This is a genomic window from Rhizobacter fulvus, assembly GCF_964020785.1.
Genome location: NZ_OZ224516.1, coordinates 823369 through 841094 on the forward strand (window position 1 = coordinate 823369; position 17726 = coordinate 841094).

At 70.4% G+C, this 17726-nt stretch carries 22 protein-coding genes; 7 read left to right on the forward strand and 15 right to left on the reverse strand.

The window, feature by feature from the left end; translation table 11 throughout:
* Position 1: 1 nt before the first annotated feature.
* The 3 genes from hpaE to ACWH49_RS04050 are packed head-to-tail and all read right to left on the reverse strand — an operon-like array spanning position 2 to position 2875.
* Positions 2-1459 carry a 5-carboxymethyl-2-hydroxymuconate semialdehyde dehydrogenase gene (hpaE, locus tag ACWH49_RS04040; RefSeq protein ID WP_448170289.1) on the reverse strand — a complete coding sequence of 486 codons (1458 nt, stop codon included), beginning with the start codon at positions 1457-1459 and terminating at the stop codon, positions 2-4.
* Position 1460: 1 nt separating this feature from the next.
* Entirely contained in the window at positions 1461-2219 is a 759-nt protein-coding gene (locus ACWH49_RS04045) for a fumarylacetoacetate hydrolase family protein (protein WP_448170290.1), read from the reverse strand.
* Positions 2216-2875: a fumarylacetoacetate hydrolase family protein gene (locus tag ACWH49_RS04050; RefSeq protein ID WP_448170291.1), complete on the reverse strand. Its 660-nt coding sequence runs from the start codon at positions 2873-2875 to the stop codon at positions 2216-2218. The genes ACWH49_RS04045 and ACWH49_RS04050 overlap by 4 nt, the downstream gene beginning before the upstream one ends.
* A 130-nt stretch (positions 2876-3005) precedes the next feature.
* On the opposite strand from ACWH49_RS04050, the gene hpaR reads away from it, so the two are divergent.
* Positions 3006-3449 carry a homoprotocatechuate degradation operon regulator HpaR gene (gene hpaR / locus ACWH49_RS04055; RefSeq protein WP_448170292.1) on the forward strand — a complete coding sequence of 148 codons (444 nt, stop codon included), beginning with the start codon at positions 3006-3008 and terminating at the stop codon, positions 3447-3449.
* Here the strand turns inward: hpaR and ACWH49_RS04060 are convergent.
* On the reverse strand, positions 3446-3931 hold the full coding sequence (locus ACWH49_RS04060; RefSeq protein ID WP_448170293.1) for a hypothetical protein: 486 nt from the start codon (positions 3929-3931) through the stop codon (positions 3446-3448). The two genes, hpaR and ACWH49_RS04060, sit on opposite strands and share 4 nt — an antisense overlap.
* A 178-nt stretch (positions 3932-4109) precedes the next feature.
* Here ACWH49_RS04060 and ACWH49_RS04065 point away from each other — a divergent pair, with 178 nt between their 5' ends.
* The 4 genes from ACWH49_RS04065 to ACWH49_RS04080 all read left to right on the forward strand — a co-directional run bounded on the left by ACWH49_RS04065 (position 4110) and on the right by ACWH49_RS04080 (position 8167).
* Positions 4110-5030 carry a response regulator gene (locus tag ACWH49_RS04065; RefSeq protein WP_448170294.1) on the forward strand — a complete coding sequence of 307 codons (921 nt, stop codon included), beginning with the start codon at positions 4110-4112 and terminating at the stop codon, positions 5028-5030.
* Between the two features lie 115 nt (positions 5031-5145).
* Complete coding sequence (locus tag ACWH49_RS04070; protein WP_448170295.1) at positions 5146-5574, forward strand: hypothetical protein; 429 nt, start codon at positions 5146-5148, stop codon at positions 5572-5574.
* A 50-nt stretch (positions 5575-5624) separates the two neighbouring features.
* The gene (locus ACWH49_RS04075) at positions 5625-7331 is read left to right on the forward strand and encodes a SulP family inorganic anion transporter (RefSeq protein ID WP_448170296.1); all 1707 of its coding nucleotides are present in this window, start codon (positions 5625-5627) and stop codon (positions 7329-7331) included.
* Entirely contained in the window at positions 7328-8167 is an 840-nt protein-coding gene (locus ACWH49_RS04080) for an arylamine N-acetyltransferase family protein (RefSeq protein ID WP_448170297.1), read from the forward strand. The genes ACWH49_RS04075 and ACWH49_RS04080 overlap by 4 nt, the downstream gene beginning before the upstream one ends.
* Here ACWH49_RS04080 and ACWH49_RS04085 read toward each other — a convergent pair.
* Both ACWH49_RS04085 and hemN read right to left on the reverse strand, forming a co-directional pair.
* On the reverse strand, positions 8154-8870 hold the full coding sequence (locus tag ACWH49_RS04085; RefSeq protein ID WP_448170298.1) for a sulfite exporter TauE/SafE family protein: 717 nt from the start codon (positions 8868-8870) through the stop codon (positions 8154-8156). The two genes, ACWH49_RS04080 and ACWH49_RS04085, sit on opposite strands and share 14 nt — an antisense overlap.
* Positions 8870-10282: an oxygen-independent coproporphyrinogen III oxidase gene (gene hemN, locus ACWH49_RS04090; RefSeq protein ID WP_448170299.1), complete on the reverse strand. Its 1413-nt coding sequence runs from the start codon at positions 10280-10282 to the stop codon at positions 8870-8872. Before hemN ends, ACWH49_RS04085 begins: the two co-directional genes overlap by 1 nt.
* 85 nt (positions 10283-10367) lie before the next feature.
* Here hemN and fnr point away from each other — a divergent pair, with 85 nt between their 5' ends.
* Positions 10368-11156 (forward strand): fumarate/nitrate reduction transcriptional regulator Fnr, encoded by a 789-nt coding sequence (gene fnr, locus ACWH49_RS04095; RefSeq protein WP_448170300.1) that lies wholly within the window; start codon positions 10368-10370, stop codon positions 11154-11156.
* A gap of 13 nt (positions 11157-11169) precedes the next feature.
* Here the strand turns inward: fnr and ACWH49_RS04100 are convergent, their stop codons facing one another.
* On the reverse strand, positions 11170-11592 hold the full coding sequence (locus ACWH49_RS04100; RefSeq protein WP_448170301.1) for a universal stress protein: 423 nt from the start codon (positions 11590-11592) through the stop codon (positions 11170-11172).
* 162 nt (positions 11593-11754) lie between these two features.
* Between ACWH49_RS04100 and ACWH49_RS04105 the strand changes: the two genes are divergently transcribed.
* On the forward strand, positions 11755-12339 hold the full coding sequence (locus ACWH49_RS04105) for a hemerythrin domain-containing protein (protein WP_056464719.1): 585 nt from the start codon (positions 11755-11757) through the stop codon (positions 12337-12339).
* Between the two features lie 10 nt (positions 12340-12349).
* Here ACWH49_RS04105 and ACWH49_RS04110 read toward each other — a convergent pair whose 3' ends face one another.
* Genes ACWH49_RS04110 through ccoS form a run of 8 tightly spaced genes read right to left on the reverse strand, consistent with a single transcriptional unit; the run spans position 12350 to position 17724 of the window.
* On the reverse strand, positions 12350-12607 hold the full coding sequence (locus tag ACWH49_RS04110) for a hypothetical protein (RefSeq protein WP_448170302.1): 258 nt from the start codon (positions 12605-12607) through the stop codon (positions 12350-12352).
* Positions 12604-12852: a nitrogen fixation protein FixH gene (locus ACWH49_RS04115; RefSeq protein WP_448170303.1), complete on the reverse strand. Its 249-nt coding sequence runs from the start codon at positions 12850-12852 to the stop codon at positions 12604-12606. Before ACWH49_RS04115 ends, ACWH49_RS04110 begins: the two co-directional genes overlap by 4 nt.
* Before the next feature lie 17 nt (positions 12853-12869).
* Positions 12870-14264, reverse strand: coding sequence for a cytochrome c oxidase accessory protein CcoG (gene ccoG, locus ACWH49_RS04120; protein WP_448174300.1), 1395 nt, complete (start codon positions 14262-14264; stop codon positions 12870-12872).
* 56 nt (positions 14265-14320) lie between these two features.
* A complete protein-coding gene (gene ccoP, locus ACWH49_RS04125; RefSeq protein WP_448170304.1) occupies positions 14321-15235 on the reverse strand; it encodes a cytochrome-c oxidase, cbb3-type subunit III in 915 nt (304 codons plus the stop codon).
* Positions 15232-15381, reverse strand: a complete 150-nt coding sequence (locus ACWH49_RS04130; protein WP_056464727.1) for a cbb3-type cytochrome oxidase subunit 3 — start codon at positions 15379-15381, stop codon at positions 15232-15234. Before ACWH49_RS04130 ends, ccoP begins: the two co-directional genes overlap by 4 nt.
* A 10-nt stretch (positions 15382-15391) precedes the next feature.
* Positions 15392-16018 (reverse strand): cytochrome-c oxidase, cbb3-type subunit II, encoded by a 627-nt coding sequence (gene ccoO, locus ACWH49_RS04135; protein WP_056464730.1) that lies wholly within the window; start codon positions 16016-16018, stop codon positions 15392-15394.
* Positions 16019-16036: 18 nt separating this feature from the next.
* The gene (gene ccoN / locus ACWH49_RS04140) at positions 16037-17500 is read right to left on the reverse strand and encodes a cytochrome-c oxidase, cbb3-type subunit I (protein WP_448170305.1); all 1464 of its coding nucleotides are present in this window, start codon (positions 17498-17500) and stop codon (positions 16037-16039) included.
* 53 nt (positions 17501-17553) lie between these two features.
* A complete protein-coding gene (ccoS, locus tag ACWH49_RS04145) occupies positions 17554-17724 on the reverse strand; it encodes a cbb3-type cytochrome oxidase assembly protein CcoS (RefSeq protein WP_448170306.1) in 171 nt (56 codons plus the stop codon).
* Positions 17725-17726 lie beyond the last annotated feature (2 nt).

Here is a 17726-nt window from a genome sequence, read left to right on the forward strand (position 1 = left end):
GTCACGCCCCCCAATGCGGAATGTGGTGCGCGCCGAACGACACGGCGACGTTCTTCGGCTCGAGGAACACCTCGTAGCTCCACGTGCCGCCTTCGCGCCCGGTGCCGCTGGCCTTGGTGCCGCCGAACGGCTGGCGCAAGTCGCGCACGTTCTGGCTGTTGACGAAGCACATGCCGGCCTCGATCGCCGCGGCCACCCGGTGGGCCCGGCCCACGTTCTCGGTCCAGACGTAGCTCGACAGGCCGTACGGGATGTCGTTGGCCTGGCGGATCGCGTCGGCTTCGTCGTCGAAAGGGATCAGGCACGCGACCGGGCCGAAGATCTCCTCCTGGGCGATGCGCATGTCGTTGCGCACGTCGGCGAACACGGTCGGGCGCACGAAGTTGCCGCGGCGCAGCGCCTCGGGCAGGTCGGGCGCCTCGAGCCCGCCGGTCAGGATCGTCGCGCCCTCCTTCGGGCCGAGTTCGATGTAGCTGCGCACCTTGGCCAGGTGCGCCGGACTGATCATCGGCCCGATCAGCGTGGCATCGTTCAGCGGATCGCCGACGGAGATGCGCGCGGCCCGTGCCGCGAAGCGCTGCGCGAAGTCGGCGTAGAGGCGCTTGTGCACCAGGATGCGCGAACCGGCGGTGCAGCGCTCGCCGTTGTTGGAGAAGATCATGAACAGCGCGGCGTCGAGCGCGCGGTCCACATCGGCATCGTCGAACACGACGAACGGACTCTTGCCGCCGAGTTCCATGCTGAACTTCTTCAGCCCGGCGTTCCTGACGATGCGCTGGCCGGTGGCCGTGGAGCCGGTGAACGAGATCGCGCGCACGTCGGGATGTGCGCACAGCGGCTCCCCGGCTTCCCGGCCGAAACCGTGGACGATGTTCAGCACGCCCTTCGGCAGCCCGGCCTCGGTCGCCAACTCGCCGAAGCGCGAGATGCTGAGCGGCGAGAGTTCGCTCATCTTCAGCACCGCGGTGTTGCCGAACGCGAGGCACGGCGCGAGCTTCCAGGTACCGGTCATGAACGGCACGTTCCAGGGCGAAATCAACGCGCACACGCCGACCGGATGGAACAGCGTGTAGTTCAGGTGCGTGGGCGTCGGGTAGGTGTGCCCGTCGACCCGGGTGCACATCTCGGCGAAGTAGTAGAAGTTGTCGGCCGCGCGCGGCACCAGCTGCTTGCCGGTCTGCGAGATCGTCTGGCCCGTATCGCGGGTCTCGAGCTCGGCGATCTCGGGCACGTGCTGCCTGATCAGGTCGCCGAGCCGCACCATCATCTTCGCGCGCTCTGCGGCCGGCGTGGCGGCCCACTTCGGAAACGCGGCCTTCGCGGCGGCGACGGCGGCGTCGATCTCCGCGGCGCCGCCCGACGCGACCTCGGCGAGCACCTCCTGGGTGGCCGGGTTCACGGTCTCGAAGTAGTCGCGGCCTTCGACGCTGCGGCCGTCGATCAGATGCTGGATGCGCATGTCATTCACCTTCCACGATGCTGTTCACGAGCCGGCCGATGCCGTCGATCTCGCAGACGACCTCGTCGCCCGGGTTGACGTTGACGACGCCCTCGGGCGTGCCGGTCAGGATCACGTCGCCGGGCCCGAGCGTCATGAAGCTGCTGAGGTACTCGATCAGCGCCGGCACGTCGTTGATCAGGTCGCGGGTATTGCCGCGCTGCCTGACCGTGCCGTTGACCGACGTGCGCAGATCGAGCGCATGCGGGTCGGGCACGTCGGCCGCATCGACCAGCCACGGGCCGATCGCCGTGCAGCCGTCGCGGTTCTTCACGCGCAGGTTGGGCCGGTACCAGTTCTCGAGGTAGTCGCGCACGGCGTAGTCGTTCGCGACGGTGTAGCCGGCGACGACGCGCATCGCGTCCGCGCGCTTCACGTTCTTCGCGACCGCGCCGATCACGACCGCGAGCTCGCATTCGTAGTGCATGAAGGTCGCGTCGCGCGGGCGGCGCGTCGTGCCGCGGTGGCCGATCAGCGTGTTCGGCGCCTTCAGGAACGCCAGCGGCTCGTCCTGCGCGGTCTGCGTCAGCTCCTTCGCGAGCTCCTTCGCGTGGTCCGCGTAGTTGATGCCGAGCGCGATGATCGTGCCGGGCTCGAACGGCGGCAGCCAGACGACGCGGTCCTCGGCGAGCACGCGCCCGTCGGCCAGGCGCAGGCCATCGGCGTGCGGCGCGGCGCGATGAATGGCGCCGTCGAATGCGACGCGGGCCGTGCGCGTCATGCCGTCGCTCCTTCGGCGACCAGCGGATTGGTCAACGTGCCGAGTCCGTCGATCGCGATGCGCACGCGCTGGCCGGCCCGGGCGCGCGGCGCGCCGGCGGCGACGCCGACCGACAGGACATCGCCCGGCGCGAGCGTGATGAACGCGCTGACCTCCGCGAGCAGCCGCGCGACCGGCCGGATCAGCCCGGCGGTGCCGGCGCGGTGGACCACCTCGCCATCGATCTCGACCGTGATGGCCAGCGCGTCGAGCGCGCCCAGGTCCGCGAGCGGCACCATCGCGCCGATCGGGCAGAACGTGTCGCGCGCCTTGAAGCGCAGCGAGGGCCGGTAGTACGACGCATGCGGCACGCTCACGTCGTTGACGATCACCGCGCCCGCGACGAACTGCAACGCCTCGCCCTCGCCGACCCGGCAGGCGGCGCGGCCGATCACCAGCCCGAACGTGGCGCCGATCTCGAGCGCCTCGACGCCGGCCGGCACGACGATCGCATCGCCATCCGCCACCCAGGTGTTGCGCGGCTTGATGTAGAGCACCGGTGCCTGCGGTGGCGCCTTGTACGGCGGCGCGTGGACGGCGTCGCCGAGCGCGGCGAGCGCGTCGGCGTGGTTCAGCAGCGTGCCATAGACGGTGCCGCGGTGCGGGAGCGGAAGCATCTGCGCAGTTTAATCACTCACACATTAGTATTGCAAGATCGGTCGAGGCGGCGCGTCTCGGTAGTTTCCCGGGATGGGTGCGCCGGGACAACCCGATTTACACTGCGATGTGAGCAAACAACCGCCTGCCATGCCTGCCGCCGCGCTGCGTCACCGCAATCTGCCCCACCTGCTGCTGCGCGCGCGCGAGACCCTGATGGCGCATTTCCGCCCGCTGCTGGCCGAACAGGGCCTGACCGAGCAGCAGTGGCGCATCCTGCGCGAAATCGTCGAGCAGGGCCCGCTCGAGCCGCGCCAGCTGTGCGAGGCGTGCTCGATCTCCAGCCCCAGCATCGTCGGCGTGCTGGCGCGCATGGAAGAGACCGGCCTCGTGACGCGCGAGCGCATGGCGCACGACCAGCGCCGCGTCAAGGTGTCGCTGACGCCACGCAGCCGGCGCACCGCGCAGAAGCTGATCCCGCTGATCGAGCAGCGCTATCAGACACTCGAGGAGGCGCTCGGACTGCGCTCGATCCAGGAGGTCTACGACGCGCTGTTGGCGCGCACGCCGCGCGCCGACCCGGGCGCCGACTAGGCGGCAGCCTTGCGCAGCCGCCGCACCTGCAGCGTCGCGCCGATCAGGAACAGCAGCACCAGCACGCCGGTCGCCTTCACCAGCTCCGGCGCCTCGGCGTTGGGCAGCAGCGGTGCACCGAGCGGCAGCCGCGTGGTCGTCTCGGTGATGGCCGGGATCCCGTGGAACAGGAAGGTCGCCGAGTAGCTCACGACCTCGACGATCCGCGACCAGCGCCCGAATGCGCCGCGGCCGGCGGCCCAGGCGAGCGCCAGCACCACCAGCGTGACGATGCCGAGCACGTGCGGCTTGCCGAAGCCGCCGTGCTGGAAGATGCCGAAGCCGGTCAGGCAGGTGAGCAACGTGGTCACCACGTAGAGCTTGCCCACGCCCTGGTCGAGCGTGATCTCGCGCCAGCGCCACAGCGCCACGAGGCCCGCGGCGACTGCGATCAGGCTGATCGCGGTGTGGATCGTGCCGAGCCAGGTCAATCCGTAGAACATCCGAACTCCTTGGTGATGAAGCGCCGGGGATGACATTCGCCCGCTACATTGCGTATCCTGCCTGCCTGGACTGCGTCGCGTGTCCTGCCAGCCGTCCCTTTTTCGAGACCGGAGCCCCCTGCCGCCCATGAGATACCGGATCGCCCTCTGCGGATTCAGCGAATTCGAGCACCGGGCCATGCAGTTTTCGTTCCAGCACCCGGACGAATTCCATGAATCGACCTACGACCTGGTCGATGCGCTGTCGGACGCCGATTTCGCGGTGGTCGATGCCGATTCCCAACCTGCCGTCAAGGGCGTCGTGCTGTCGGGCCGGGTCGCGCAATCGGTGTTCGTCGGCGGCGACGCGCCCGACGGCGCAGCCTCGCACCTGCCGCGGCCGATCGATCCGCGCCGGATCCTGCGCACGCTCGACCAGCTGACCGCGCGGCGGACCGTGGCGCAGCGCCGGGCCGAGGAACTGCCGGACCCGATCGTCAGCGAGTTGCCGGTCAGCGATTTGCCGGTGCTGGACGACGAGGTCCTGGACATCGAGATCGACATCGTGCCGGCCCCCGCAGCGCCGGCTACGCCGGCTGCGCCGCCGCCGGACGAGGCCGCTTCGAACGCGGCCTTGCGCAGGGCGGCACGTGCGGCCGCCCGCGCCGCCGCGCGCCGGGCCCGGCTCGCCAGCGCGCGTGCCGCCATGCCGCCCGGCGATCCGCTGCGCGACGTGCTGGTGTTCGACGACGACGAGATCGACGCCGCGCACCTGTGCCGCCTGCTCGAGAAGTTCGGTTTCGTGGCGCGCAGCGTCGGCGAGATCGACGCGGCGGCCGAACTGATGAACGACCACCCGTTCGCGGCGATCTTCCTCGACATCGAGCTCGACGACGCCGGCGTCGCACTGCTCGCACAAGCCCGCGAGTTGCCGGGCCCGCCCGGGCACGCCGGTCCGGCGGTGCTGATGGTCGCGGAGGAGCTCGATCCGGCGGACCGGGTGCGCGCCGCGCTCGCCGGAATCGCGATGCCGCTGATCAAGCCACTCAGCCGCGGTGACGTCGCGCGCGCGCTCGAGGCGGCCGGGGTCACGCTGCCGGCCGACGCACGGCGCCTCTGAGCGGCCGGGCGCCGATCTCCCGACAGCGGGTCGTCCTACGGCACGCCGCACGCGGGCGGCGCATCATCCCGTCACACGGCGCTGCGCCGTGCAAGGACGATCGATGACCACACCCATGACCTTGCTCCGCCGTGCCCTCGTGGTCGCCACCTGGGCCGGTGCGTCGGCAATGGCGCAGTCCCCCGCGTCGGCGCCCGCCCCGCTGCCGGACCTGCCGCCCAGCGCCGCCTCGGGGCCCCGCGCGCCGGCGTCCGGCCCGCTCGGCCCACGCCTGCGCACGCCGGCCGAGACCGGCAAGCGCGCGACGGCGCCCGGCGACCTGAGCCCCGAGCGGCCCGTCACGCCGCAGCTGACGATCCCGTTCGGCAAGAACCCGCCGCCGGCCAAGCCCGAGCCGCGCGTGCGCCGCGGCACGACGCCGCCGCCGACCGCCGGCTCGGTCGACGACAGCGCGGCCCGCTGCGAGGCGCAGCAGGATCCGCAGGACCGCGCGACCTGTCGCGCCAAGCTCGCCCGCGAAGCGAAGACGCGCCTGCCGAACTGACGCAGATCAAGGCCGGCGCAAGTCGCCGTGCCAGACTGGGCCGACACCGTATGGCCCTGCCCCGCTTCGCCCAGTCCCTGCATCGGTTCCGGCCGCGCCTGCTCGATGCGCTGCAGGGCTACGACGCGTCGCGCTTCGCCGCCGATGCCGGCGCGGGTGTCACCGTGGCCGTGGTCGCGCTGCCGCTGGCGATGGCGTTCGCGATCGCCTCGGGCGTCAAGCCCGAACAGGGCCTGTTCACCGCGATCATCGCCGGCCTGCTGATCTCCGCGCTCGGCGGCTCGCAGGTGCAGATCGGCGGGCCGGCCGGCGCGTTCATCGTCATCGTCTACGGCATCGTCGAGCGCTACGGCCTGGCGAACCTGCTGATCGCCACCTCGCTCGCCGGCGTGCTGATGTTCGTGCTCGGCCTGTTCAGGCTCGGGGCGCTGGTGCGCTATGTGCCGGTGCCGATCGTCATCGGCTTCACCAACGGCATCGCGGTGCTGATCGCGATCTCGCAGCTGCGCGACCTGCTCGGGCTGACGATCGCCGGCAAGCTCCCGGGCGACTTCTTCGCGCTGGTGCACACGCTGGCGCAGCACCTGGGCAGCTTCAACCCGTATGCGTTCGCGCTCGGCGCCGCCTGTGTCGTCGGCCTGTTCGTGTGGACGCGCGGATTTTCGGCCGGGGGATCGCTGAAGCGGCTGTCGCTGGCCCCGCACGTGGCCGGCGCGCCGCTGCGGGTCGCGGCGCGCACGCCCGGGCCGATCGTGGCGCTGGTGTCGCTCAGTGCACTGGCGGCCGTGCTGGACCTGCCGGTCGAGACGATCGGCACACGCTTCGGCGGCATCCCCGCCGCGCTGCCTCACTTCGCGCTGCCCGACTTCACGTGGGAGACGGCCAAGCAGCTGTTCATCCCGACGCTGACCATCGCGCTGCTCGGCGCGGTCGAGTCGCTGCTTTGCGCGCGCGTCGCCGACAACCTGATCGACCACCCGCGCCACGACCCGAACCAGGAACTGATGGCGCAAGGCGTGGCCAACTTCGTCACGCCGTTCTTCGGCGGCATCCCGGCGACCGGCACGATCGCGCGCACTGTGACCAACGTGCGCGCCGGCGCGACCAGCCCGGTCGCCGGGATCGTCCATGCGCTGGTGATCCTGGTCGTCGTGCTGGTGGCGGCGCCGCTGGCCTCGGCGGTGCCGCTTGCGGTGCTGGCCGGCATCCTGCTGTTCGTCGCCTGGAACATGGGCGAGTGGCACGAGTTCGCGCGGCTGCGCCACTTCAGCACGTCGTACCGCCTGATCCTGGTCGGCACGTTCGCGCTGACGGTGATCTTCGACCTGACCGTCGCGGTCGAGGTCGGCCTGGTGCTGGCCTGCGTGTTCTTCATCTACCGCATGAGCATGCTGTTCAGCGTGCTGCCGCACGTGACCGCTCCGGGCGAGACCCTGCCCGAGGGCGTTCAGGTGCGCGCGCTCTACGGTTCGCTGTTCTTCGGCGCGGTCGGCGGCATCGAGAGCCTGCCGGCGTTGCTGCCGCCCGGCACCCGCGGGCTGGTGCTGGAGGCGAGCCGGCTGGTGCTGGTCGACGCGTCGGGCATCGACGCGCTGCAGCAGCTGCAGCGCACGCTCGAGCGTCGCGGCATCGTGCTGGTGCTGGCGAACGTCAACGAGCAGCCGCGGTCGCTGATGCGGCGCTCGGGCTTCGAGGGTTCGCTCGGCCCGGGGCGTATCGTCACGGGCCTGACGAACCTCGACGACGCGCTCCGATGATCGACCTCGACGCCTACTGCCACCGCATCGCCTACACCGGCCCCCGCGAGCCCACCCTCGCCGCGCTGAACGCCGTCTGCGCGGCCCACACGGCCGCGATTCCGTTCGAGAACCTCGACGCGTTCCTCGGCCGCGCCCCGCTGCTGGCGCCGGCGGCGCTGCAGGCCAAGCTGGTCGCACGCCGGCGCGGCGGCTACTGCTACGAGCAGAACGCGCTGCTGCGGCTGGCGCTGATCGAGTTCGGCTTCGCGGTCACGTCGCTCGCGGCGCGCGTGGTCTGGATGGCGGCGCCCGGTGCCGCGGTCCGCGCGCGCAGCCACATGCTGCTGACCGTGACGCTGCCCGCTGCGCCGCAGGACGCCTTCCTCGCCGATGTCGGCTTCGGCGGCCACCTGCTCGGCGCACCGCTGCGCTTCGTGCCCGGGCTGGTGCAGCGCACCCCGGGCGGCACCGAACGCATCGCGCAGGACGGCGAGACCTTCACCCTCGAGGCGGAGCTGCCCGCCGGCTGGACGCCGGTCTACCGGTTCACGCGCGAACCGCACCTGCCGGTCGACTACGAGCCCTTGAACTGGTTCACCGGCACGCATCCCAGCTCGGTCTTCTGCCACAACCTGCGGCTCGAGCGGCTGACCGCCGCGTGCCGCGCCAGCCTGCTCAACGACAAGCTGACGCTGCGCATGCACGACGGAGCGACGCAGGTGCGGCGCCTCGCGGACGCGGCCGACCTGGCGCGCGTGCTCGACGAGGTGTTCGACCTCGAGCCGCCCGTTCCGGCCGCCGCGTTGTTCGAGCGCGTGCCGAAAGGCCTGGACGGCGCGTTCATGCCGGGCTGAGCGTCGCGCAGATCGCGCGGTCGATCTCGTCGGCCAGGCCGTGTGCCAGCGCGAACACCGAGCTGCCCACCAGCAACGCACCCGCCAGGCGCACCGCGAAGGTCGGCCGGATCAGCGCGCCGCGCCGGAGCGCGAGCCGCCGCCAGACCCACGGCACCAGCGCCAGGCTGGCCGCCGACGCGAGGCCGAACGCGGCCATCACGCCTGCGCCCTGCAACGGCCCGGTCGCGAGCGCCGCGACGATCAACGCCGATTGCAGCAGCCCGCACGGCATCGCCGCCCAACAGGCGCCGGCCATCGCCGGACGCCACGGCAAGCCCGTCGCGCCGCGCGGGTGGAAACGCACCGTGCCGGGCGGGCCGGCGTCGCGGGCGCGGGTGCCGAGCTGCGCGAGCCAGACCGGCGCGCGCCCCTGCCACAGCAGCCAGCCGCCGAGCGCGATGGCGGCCACGTGCAGCAGGCTCCAGAGCGGACGCAGCACCGGCGCGGCGCTGCCCCAGCCGGCCAGGGCCGAGACACTCGCCGCCACCAGCGCGCCGGCGGCGGCGTAGCCCGCCACACGGCCGAGCTGCAGCGCGACCACGGCCCGCGGGCCGCCCGGCGCGGTGAGCCCCGTCTGCGCCGCACCGCACATCGCGGCGCAGTGCGGACCGCCGGCCAGTCCCATCAGCAGCGCGGTGGCGGCGAGCGCGGCGTCGGCCATCAGATCACGCGGGAATAATGGTCGCGGGCACGGTCGGCCTGCAGGTGCCGGTCGAACACCATCGCGATGCTGCGCACGAAATACCAGCCCAGCGGCGTCACGTCGATCGCATCGGCGTCGATCGTGACCAGCCCTTCGGCCTGGAGCGGCTGCAGCGCCGCCAGTTCGGCCGCGAAGGTGCGGCGGAAGTCGACCAGGTGCGACAGCGAGATCGACTCGAACTCCACCCGGCCCTGGCACATGAGCGCCATGATCACCGCGCGGCGCAGCAGGTCGTCGCGGCTCAGCGCCAGACCCCGCACGACCGGGAAGGTGTGCTGTGCCAGCGCGTCCTGGTATTCCTCCAGCGTTTTCGCGTTCTGGCTGTAGGTGGCGCCGATCTTGCCGATCGCCGACACGCCCAGGCCGATCAGGTCGCAGTCGGGCTGGGTGCTGTAGCCCTGGAAGTTGCGGTGCAGCCGGCCCTGGCGCCTGGCCACTGCGAGCGGGTCGTCCGGCAATGCGAAATGGTCCATGCCGATGTAGACATAGCCGGCGGCGCCGAAGCCCTCGATCGCCTGCGCCAGCATCGCGATCTTGTCGGGTGCGGGCGGCAGCGCGGCGATGTCGATCCGGCGCTGCGCCTTGAAGCGCTGCGGCAGGTGCGCGTAGGCATACAGCGCGATCCGGTCCGGGCGCAGCGCGCAGACCTGGTCGATCGTGCGCGCGAACGAGGCGGGCGTCTGGCGCGGCAGGCCGTAGATCAGGTCGACGTTGGTCGAACGGAAGTTCAGCGCCCGGGCCGACTCGAGCAACCGGCGCACGCTGTCGAAGCTCTGCACGCGGTGCACCGCGGCCTGCACCGCGGGGTCGAAGTCCTGCACGCCGAGGCTCAGGCGATTGAAGCCGAGCGCTGCGAGGTGACGCAGGCGCTGCGGGTCGGCGGTGCGCGGGTCGACTTCGATCGAGATCTCCGCGCTGGCGGAAATCGCGAAGGTGCGGCGCAGCATCGCCATCAGACCGGACAGTTCCTGGTCGCTCAGGAAGGTCGGCGACCCGCCGCCCAGGTGCAGTTGCGACACCGGCTGATGCAGCCCGAGCTCGACCGCGTGCAGGCCGATCTCGGCCTCGAGCGCCTTCAGGTACGGCGCTGCGCGTTCGTGGTGCTTCGTGATGATCTTGTTGCAGGCGCAGTAGTAGCACAGCGATTCGCAGAACGGGATGTGCACGTACAGGGACAGCGGCGCGACGCCGGCGTTGCGTACCGCGCCCTGCATGCGCGAGTTCAGCGCGCGTTCGTAGTCCGCGGGACCGAACGCTTCGATGAAGCGGTCGGCGGTCGGGTAGGAGGTGTAACGCGGGCCGGGCTGGTCGAGGCGGCGCAGCAGCTCCGCCGAGACGACCGGGCTGTCCGCGAGGGTGGCGGTATCCATGGTCGGTCACTGTGCCGCTGCAGCGCGATCCGGGCCTTGACGGCGATCAAACAAGCACCCCGGGGCCGCGGGCACACTGCGGCGCATGCCCACGCCCATCCCTGCCGAACCGCTCGACGATCCCGCGGAACGCCGCATCAGCAGCAAAGTCGTGCCGATCCGGGCGGCGACCCTGAAGGTCGCCTGCTCCAGCTGCAATCTTCGCGAGTTGTGTCTGCCGGTCGGCCTGGCGCCGAACGACATGGACCGCCTCGACGCCCTCGTCGAGACGCGCCGCACCGTCAAGCGCGGCGAGGTGCTCTACGGCGCCGGCGAGGCGTTTCGATCGCTGTACGCGGTGCGCACCGGCTTCTTCAAGACCCGCGTCGCCGCGGAGGACGGCCGCGACCAGGTCACGGGCTTCCAGATGGCCGGCGAACTGCTCGGCTTCGACGGCATCGGCAGCGAGCGCCACACCTGCGACGCCGTCGCGCTCGAGGACTCGCAGGTCTGCGTGCTGCCGTTCGGCCAGCTCGAATCGCTGTCGCGCCAGTTCGGCGACCTGCAGCGCCAGCTGCACAAGGTGATGAGCCGCGAGATCGTGCGCGAGCACGGCGTGATGCTGTTGCTCGGCAGCATGCGCGCCGAAGAGCGGCTCGCCGCCTTCCTGCTCAACCTCACGCAGCGGCTGCAGGCACGCGGCTTCTCGCCGACCGCGCTGGTGCTGCGCATGACGCGCGAGGAGATCGGCAGCTACCTGGGGCTGAAGCTCGAGACCGTCAGCCGCACCTTCTCCAAGTTCCAGGACGACGGCGTGCTCGAAGTGCGGCAGCGCCAGTTGCGCGTGCTCGACGAGGCGGCCCTGCGCCAGCTCGTCAACAGCACGTCCTGCTGAGCGCGCCGGGCGCTCAGCGCAGCAGCAGGACCGGCAGCTTGCAGCGGGCGAGCACGCCGGTCGCGACCGAGCCCAGCACCATGTTGGCCAGGGCCGACTGGCCGTGCGTGCCCATCACGATCAGGTCGACCTTCTCCTCGGCCGCAAAGTCGGTGATGGCCTCGGCCGGGTGACCGCAGCGGTGCGCGGTGCGCAGGTTCCAGTGCTGCTGGGCGGCAAACGCGCGGATCGGCTTGAACACCTCCTCGGCACGCTCGTCGTACCAGGCGTTCAGCGAAGCATGGTCGAGGAAGCGTGAGGCGTGCGACGGGATCGGCGGGACCGCGACGAACGCGATGTACTCGTGGCTGGCGCCCAGCAGTTCCTCGTGGGCGGCGAGGTGGGCGAGCATGCGCTTGGTGTAGTCGCTGCCGTCCACGGGCAAGAGGATCTTCATGAAGGCTTCTCCGGCGTGGTGTGTCGAGGAGCTGATCGTCGGCGCTGCCGAGCGCCCGGGGCTTGACCGACATCAAGCGCGGCCGCGCGCGCCGGCAGAACAATGGACCGGCCCGGTCGGCGCATGCGCTGCGGACAGTCCTTCCCCTACTCGCGAGGTCCCATGCCACACCCCACCCTGCGCATCATCCGTGAAGAGCACGCCGCGCTGGCCGCGATGCTGCGCTCGATCCCGTTGCTGCTGGCCGAACACCGCCGGCGCGGCACGCTCCCGGACTTCGCGGCGCTGCGCGCGATGCTGTTCTATGTCGACGAATTTCCGGAACAGCGCCACCACCGCCTCGAGTCGCAGCTGCTGTTCCCGAAGCTGCGGGCCCGCACGCCGCTGGCGCGCGAGCTGCTGGACCGGCTCGATGCCGACCACGCCTGCGGCGAGCGCCGCATCCGCGATCTCGAGCATGCCCTGCTGGCGTTCGAGATGCTCGGCGAATCGCGGCGCGAGGCGTTCGAGCGTGACGCGCAGCGCTATGTCGAGTTCTACCTCGCGCACATGGGCGTGGAGGAGCAGGAGATCCTGCCGCTCGCCAGGCGCACGCTGACGGACGCCGACTGGGCCGAACTCGACGAGGCCTTCGCCGCCAACCGTGACCCGCTCACCGGCCACGCGCCGGAGGCCGACTACCGCGCGATGTTCACCCGCATCGTCAACGCCGTCCCCGCGCCGATCGGGCTGGGCGCCACGGCCTGAGGCGGGGCGATCACTCGCCCTCGGTCGCGGAAGCGCGGGCGGGGCCGTCGGCCTCGATCGTGAGCAGCGCCGTCAGCGCGCCCGCGGTCGAGATCGCCCCCCAGAACACCAGGAAGGTGAAGGTGTAGATCGCCTGCTGCGACCAGTCGATCGACGCGCCGCCGAACCAATGCAGTTCGCCCGGATCGACCACCGCGAACACGAGCATCTCGAGCACCGCGGCGACGGCGAACGCCGGCCACAGGATCTGCAGCGCGCGTCGGCTCATGGCGCGGGACGGGGCCGCAGCGGCGAGGCGGCGTGGTTGCGCCCGACCAGGGCCGGTGCCGCGGCCGGGTCGGACGGCGCCACGCGTGCGGCGACCTGCTGCATCACCGGATCCGCGCCGCGGACCGCCGTGCCGACGAGCGCCAGGCTGGCGACCACGACGGTGCCGAGCCCGCCCACGAACAGCCACATCACGCCGACGCGCCACCAGGGCACTGCGGGCGGGGGAATCAGGATTGCGTTCATGGCGTCATCGTTCCTTTTCAGCGTGGTACCACGAAGGTGGATTTTTCCGACCGCTCCGCACGCACCGGTGCGTCGGGGCCGTCCTGCAACGCAATGCGGAAGTGCATCGGGTGGGCGCCCGCCCCCAGCTGCTGCGCGACCTCCGGCGGGATCTGCACCGCGACCGGGACCCACCGTGCCTGCGTCGGGCCGAGCTCGACCGGCCCGCGGATCGTCACGGCCGCCTGCGGCAGGCCGTCCACCACGATGCGGAAGCGCTGGGGCGATTCGCTCGCGTTCATCAGCTGGATGCGGTAGACGTTCTCGATCCGCCCGTCGTCGACCATGCGCGCGAGCGCACCGCGGTCGCGCACCACGTCGGCCCGGAACGGCGCGCGCATCGCCAGGCTCGCCACGAACGCGACCGCGATCGCCAGCAACACACCGCTGTAGATGAGCACCCGCGGCCGGAACACGCGCTTCCACATGCGCGCGGCACTCCAGCCGCCCTGCATGCCGTTCTGCGTGGCGTAGCGGATCAGGCCGCGCGGGTAGCCCATCTTGTCCATCACGCCGTTGCACACGTCGATGCAGGCGGTGCAGCCGATGCACTCGTACTGCAGGCCGTCGCGGATGTCGATGCCGGTCGGGCAGACCTGCACGCACAGCGTGCAATTGATGCAATCGCCCTTGCCGACCGAGGCCGGTGCGACGCCGCGGGCACGCGAGCCGCGCGGCTCGCCGCGGGCGGTGTCGTAGCTGATGATCAGCGTGTCCCGGTCGAACATCGCGCTCTGGAAACGCGCGTACGGGCACATGTACTTGCAGACCTGCTCGCGCATGTAGCCCGCGTTGCCGTAGGTCGCGAAGCCGTAGAACAGGGTCCAGAACCACTCCCACGGGCCGAGCGTGAGCGCCATGGCGCCGGCGAAGAGCTCATGCGCGGGCGTGAAGTAGGCGACGAAGGTGAAGCCGGTCCACAGCCCGATCCCGATCCACATCAACTGCTTGCCGCCGCGGCGCAGCAGCTTGCCGGTGCTCCACGGCGCGGCATCGAGCTTGATGCGCGCCTGGCGGTCGCCCTCGAAGCGGCGCTCGACCCACATGAAGATCTCGGTGTAGACGGTCTGCGGGCAGGCGAAGCCGCACCACAGGCGCCCGGCCACCGCGGTGAACAGGAACAGCGAGAACGCCGAGAGGATCAGCAGCCCGGACAGGTAGATGAAGTCCTGCGGGTACAGCACGAGCCCGAAGATGTAGAAGCGGCGGGCGCCCAGGTCGAACAGCACCGCCTGGCGCCCGCCCCATTCGAGCCACGGCAGACCGTAGAACACCAGTTGCGTGACCCACACCAGGGCCCAGCGCCAGCCGGCGAACCAGCCGGTGACCGAGCGCGACTGGATCTTCGCTTCGCTCTGGTACAGCGACACCATCTCCGCCGGCGAAGGCGCCGACGCGACGATCGGGATGACCCGCTTCGACACGGAACTCACGGCGTCGTGGGCGAACCCGGCTGCGACAGGCTCCACACGTAAGACGCCAGCACGTGAATCTGCTCCGGCGTCAGGTGCCCGGCCTGCGCCGGCATGGTGTTGGTCTTGCCGTTGTTGACCATCGCGACGATCGCGTCCTCGCCCCAGCCGTGCAGCCAGATCTTGTCGGTCAGGTTGGGGGCGCCGATGGCGGTGTTGCCCTTGCCGTCGGCCCCGTGGCAGGCCGCGCAGACCGCGAACTTGGGCTGGCCGGCGGCGGCATAGATCGGGTTGTGCGCGCTTTTCGACAGGCTCAGCACGTAGTGCGCCACGTTGCGGACGTCCTGCGCGGTGCCCACCGCCGCCGCCATCGGCGGCATCATGCCGACGCGCCCCTGGGTGATCGTCTCCTCGATCTTGGCGGGCGCGCCGCCATGCAGCCAGTCGCCGTCGGTCAGGTTCGGGAAGCCCTTGCTGCCGTGGGCGTCCGAGCCGTGGCAGGTGGCGCAGTTGTTGATGAACAGGCGCTCGCCGATCGCCATCGCCTTCGGGTCGCGGCGCAGCTGCTCGGCCGGCGTCGCGGCCAGGCTCGCATAGAGCGGCGCCATCGCGGCGTTGGCGGCCTTCTGTTCGGCCGCGACCTCGTTGTCGCTGGTCCAGCCCAGCTTGCCTGGCAGGCTGCCGAGGCCCGGGAACAGCGCCACGTAAACGAAGGCGAACAGCACCGTCAGGATGAACAGCCACATCCACCAGCGCGGCAGCGGGTTGTTCATCTCGACCAGGTCTTCGTCGAAGACGTGGCCGGTGCTGTTGTCCGCCGCCATCACCGTGCGCTTGGAGGCCACGAACAGCAGCCACAGGCAACCCAGCAGGCCGATGACGGTGGCGGCGCCGACGAAGATCGACCAGCCGATGTGGGTGAAGTCGCTCATCGCGGCGACTCCTCGCCCGCGAACGGCAACTGCGCCGCCTCGGAGAAGGCGGCGGCGTTGCGGCGCGCGACGGCCCACGCGACGATGCCGATGAAGACCGCGAACGACAGCAGCGTCACGACGATCCGGAGTGCATTGATGTCCATCACCTCATCCTCACTTCACAGCGGTGCCGAGCACCTGCAGGTAGGCCACCAGCGCATCGAGCTCGGTCTTGCCGGTCAGCTCGGCGCCGCCCGCGGCGATCTCGGCGTCCGAGTACGGCACGCCGACGCGTCGCAGCGCGGTCATGCGGGGCGCGGCATCCGTCGGGTCGAGCTTGTTGCGCACGAGCCAGGGGTACGCGGGCATGTTCGACTCGGGCACCAGGTCACGCGGGTTCTCCAGGTGCAGGCGATGCCACTCGTCGCTGTACTTGCCGCCGACCCGGTGCAGGTCGGGTCCCGTGCGCTTGCTGCCCCACTGGAACGGGTGGTCGTAGACGAATTCGCCGGCCATCGAGTAGTGGCCGTAGCGCAGCACCTCGGCGCGCAGCGTGCGGATCATCTGCGAGTGGCAGTTGTAGCAACCCTCGCGGGTGTAGATGTCGCGCCCGGCGAGTTGCAGCGAGGTGTAGGGTTTGAGGCCCGGCACCGGCTCGGTGGTCGAGCGCTGGAAGAACAGCGGCACGATCTCGACGATGCCGCCGACCGCGACGACCAGCAGGATCAGCACGATCATCAGGAAGTTGCTGGTCTCGATCTTCTCGTGCGAGAAGCCGGTGGATGGATTGACGTTGGACATGGTGGTTTGGCTCCGGACTCAGGCGGCGCTCGGCACGGCGGCCGGGCCCATCGGGATGCGCACGGGCAAGTAGCGCCCGGCCTGCGCGGTCTTGATGGTGTTCCACACCATCACGCCCATGCCGCTGAGGTACAGCAGGCCGCCGACGAGCCGCACGAGGTAGAACGGGAACGTGGCCTTGACGCTCTCGACGAAGCTGTACACGAGCGTGCCGTCGGTGTTGACCGCGCGCCACATCAGGCCCTGCATCACGCCGGCCATCCACATCGCGGCGATGTAGAGCACGATGCCGAGGGTACTGATCCAGAAGTGGATTTCGATCGCCCGCACGCTGTACATGCGGGTCTGGCCGAACATGCGCGGGATCATGTAGTAAAGCGTGCCGATCGAGATCAGCCCGACCCAGCCGAGCGCCCCGGCATGCACGTGGCCGATGGTCCAGTCGGTGTAGTGGCTCAGGGCGTTGACGGTCTTGATCGACATCATCGGGCCCTCGAACGTCGACATGCCGTAGAACGACAGCGCCACGATCAGGAACTTCAGGATCGGATCGTCGCGCAGCTTGTGCCAGGCGCCCGACAGCGTCATCACGCCGTTGATCATGCCGCCCCAGCTCGGCGCCAGCAGCACCAGCGAGAACACCATGCCGACCGACTGCGCCCAGTCGGGCAGCGCGGTGTAGTGCAGGTGGTGCGGACCGGCCCACATGTAGGTGAAGATCAGCGCCCAGAAGTGCACGATCGACAGGCGGTACGAGTACACCGGCCGGCCCGCCTGCTTGGGGATGAAGTAATACATCATCCCGAGGAAGCCCGCGGTCAGGAAGAAGCCGACCGCGTTGTGGCCGTACCACCACTGGACCATCGCGTCCTGCACGCCGGCGTAGGCCGAGTAGCTCTTGGTCAGGCTGACCGGGATCGCCATGCTGTTGACGATGTGCAGCAGCGCCACCGCGATGATGAACGAGCCGAAGAACCAGTTCGCCACGTAGATGTGGCGCACCTTGCGGCGCCCTATCGTGCCGAAAAAGACGATCGCGTAGGCGACCCACACGATGGTGATCAGGATGTCGATCGGCCACTCGAGTTCGGCGTACTCCTTGCCCTGGGTGTAGCCCATCGGCAGCGTGATGGCCGCGGCGACGATCACCAGCTGCCAGCCCCAGAACACGAACGCCGCCAGCTTGGGCAGGAAGATCGAGACCTGCGAGGTGCGCTGCACCACGTAGAAGCTGCTCGCCATCAGCGCGCAGCCGCCGAACGCGAAGATGACCGCGTTGGTGTGCAGCGGCCGCAGCCGGCCGTAGCTCAGCCACGGGATGCCGAAGTTGAGTTCGGGCCAGGTGAGCTGCGCGGCGATGAGCACGCCGACCGCCATGCCGACCACGCCCCAGAGGACCGCGGCGAGCGTGAACAGGCGCACCGCGCCGTCGTCATACACCGCCCCCGCCGAATCTGCCGCAGTTGGAACCGAACTCGCCATCACTCATCTCCTCGATGCCGCAACGGCGGCTCGAAGGAGTGTCGAACGAGTGCTCAGCCGGGCCCTTGATCCGCGTCAAGCTTCGACGGTGCGGCCTCGAAGATCCGTTCGCCCTCACGCTCCAGGTCGTCGAACTGCCCCGAGGACAGGGCCCAGCGGAACAGTGCCAGCAACGCGAAGACCAGCAGCACCGACATCGGGACGAGCAGGAACAGGATGTCCATGG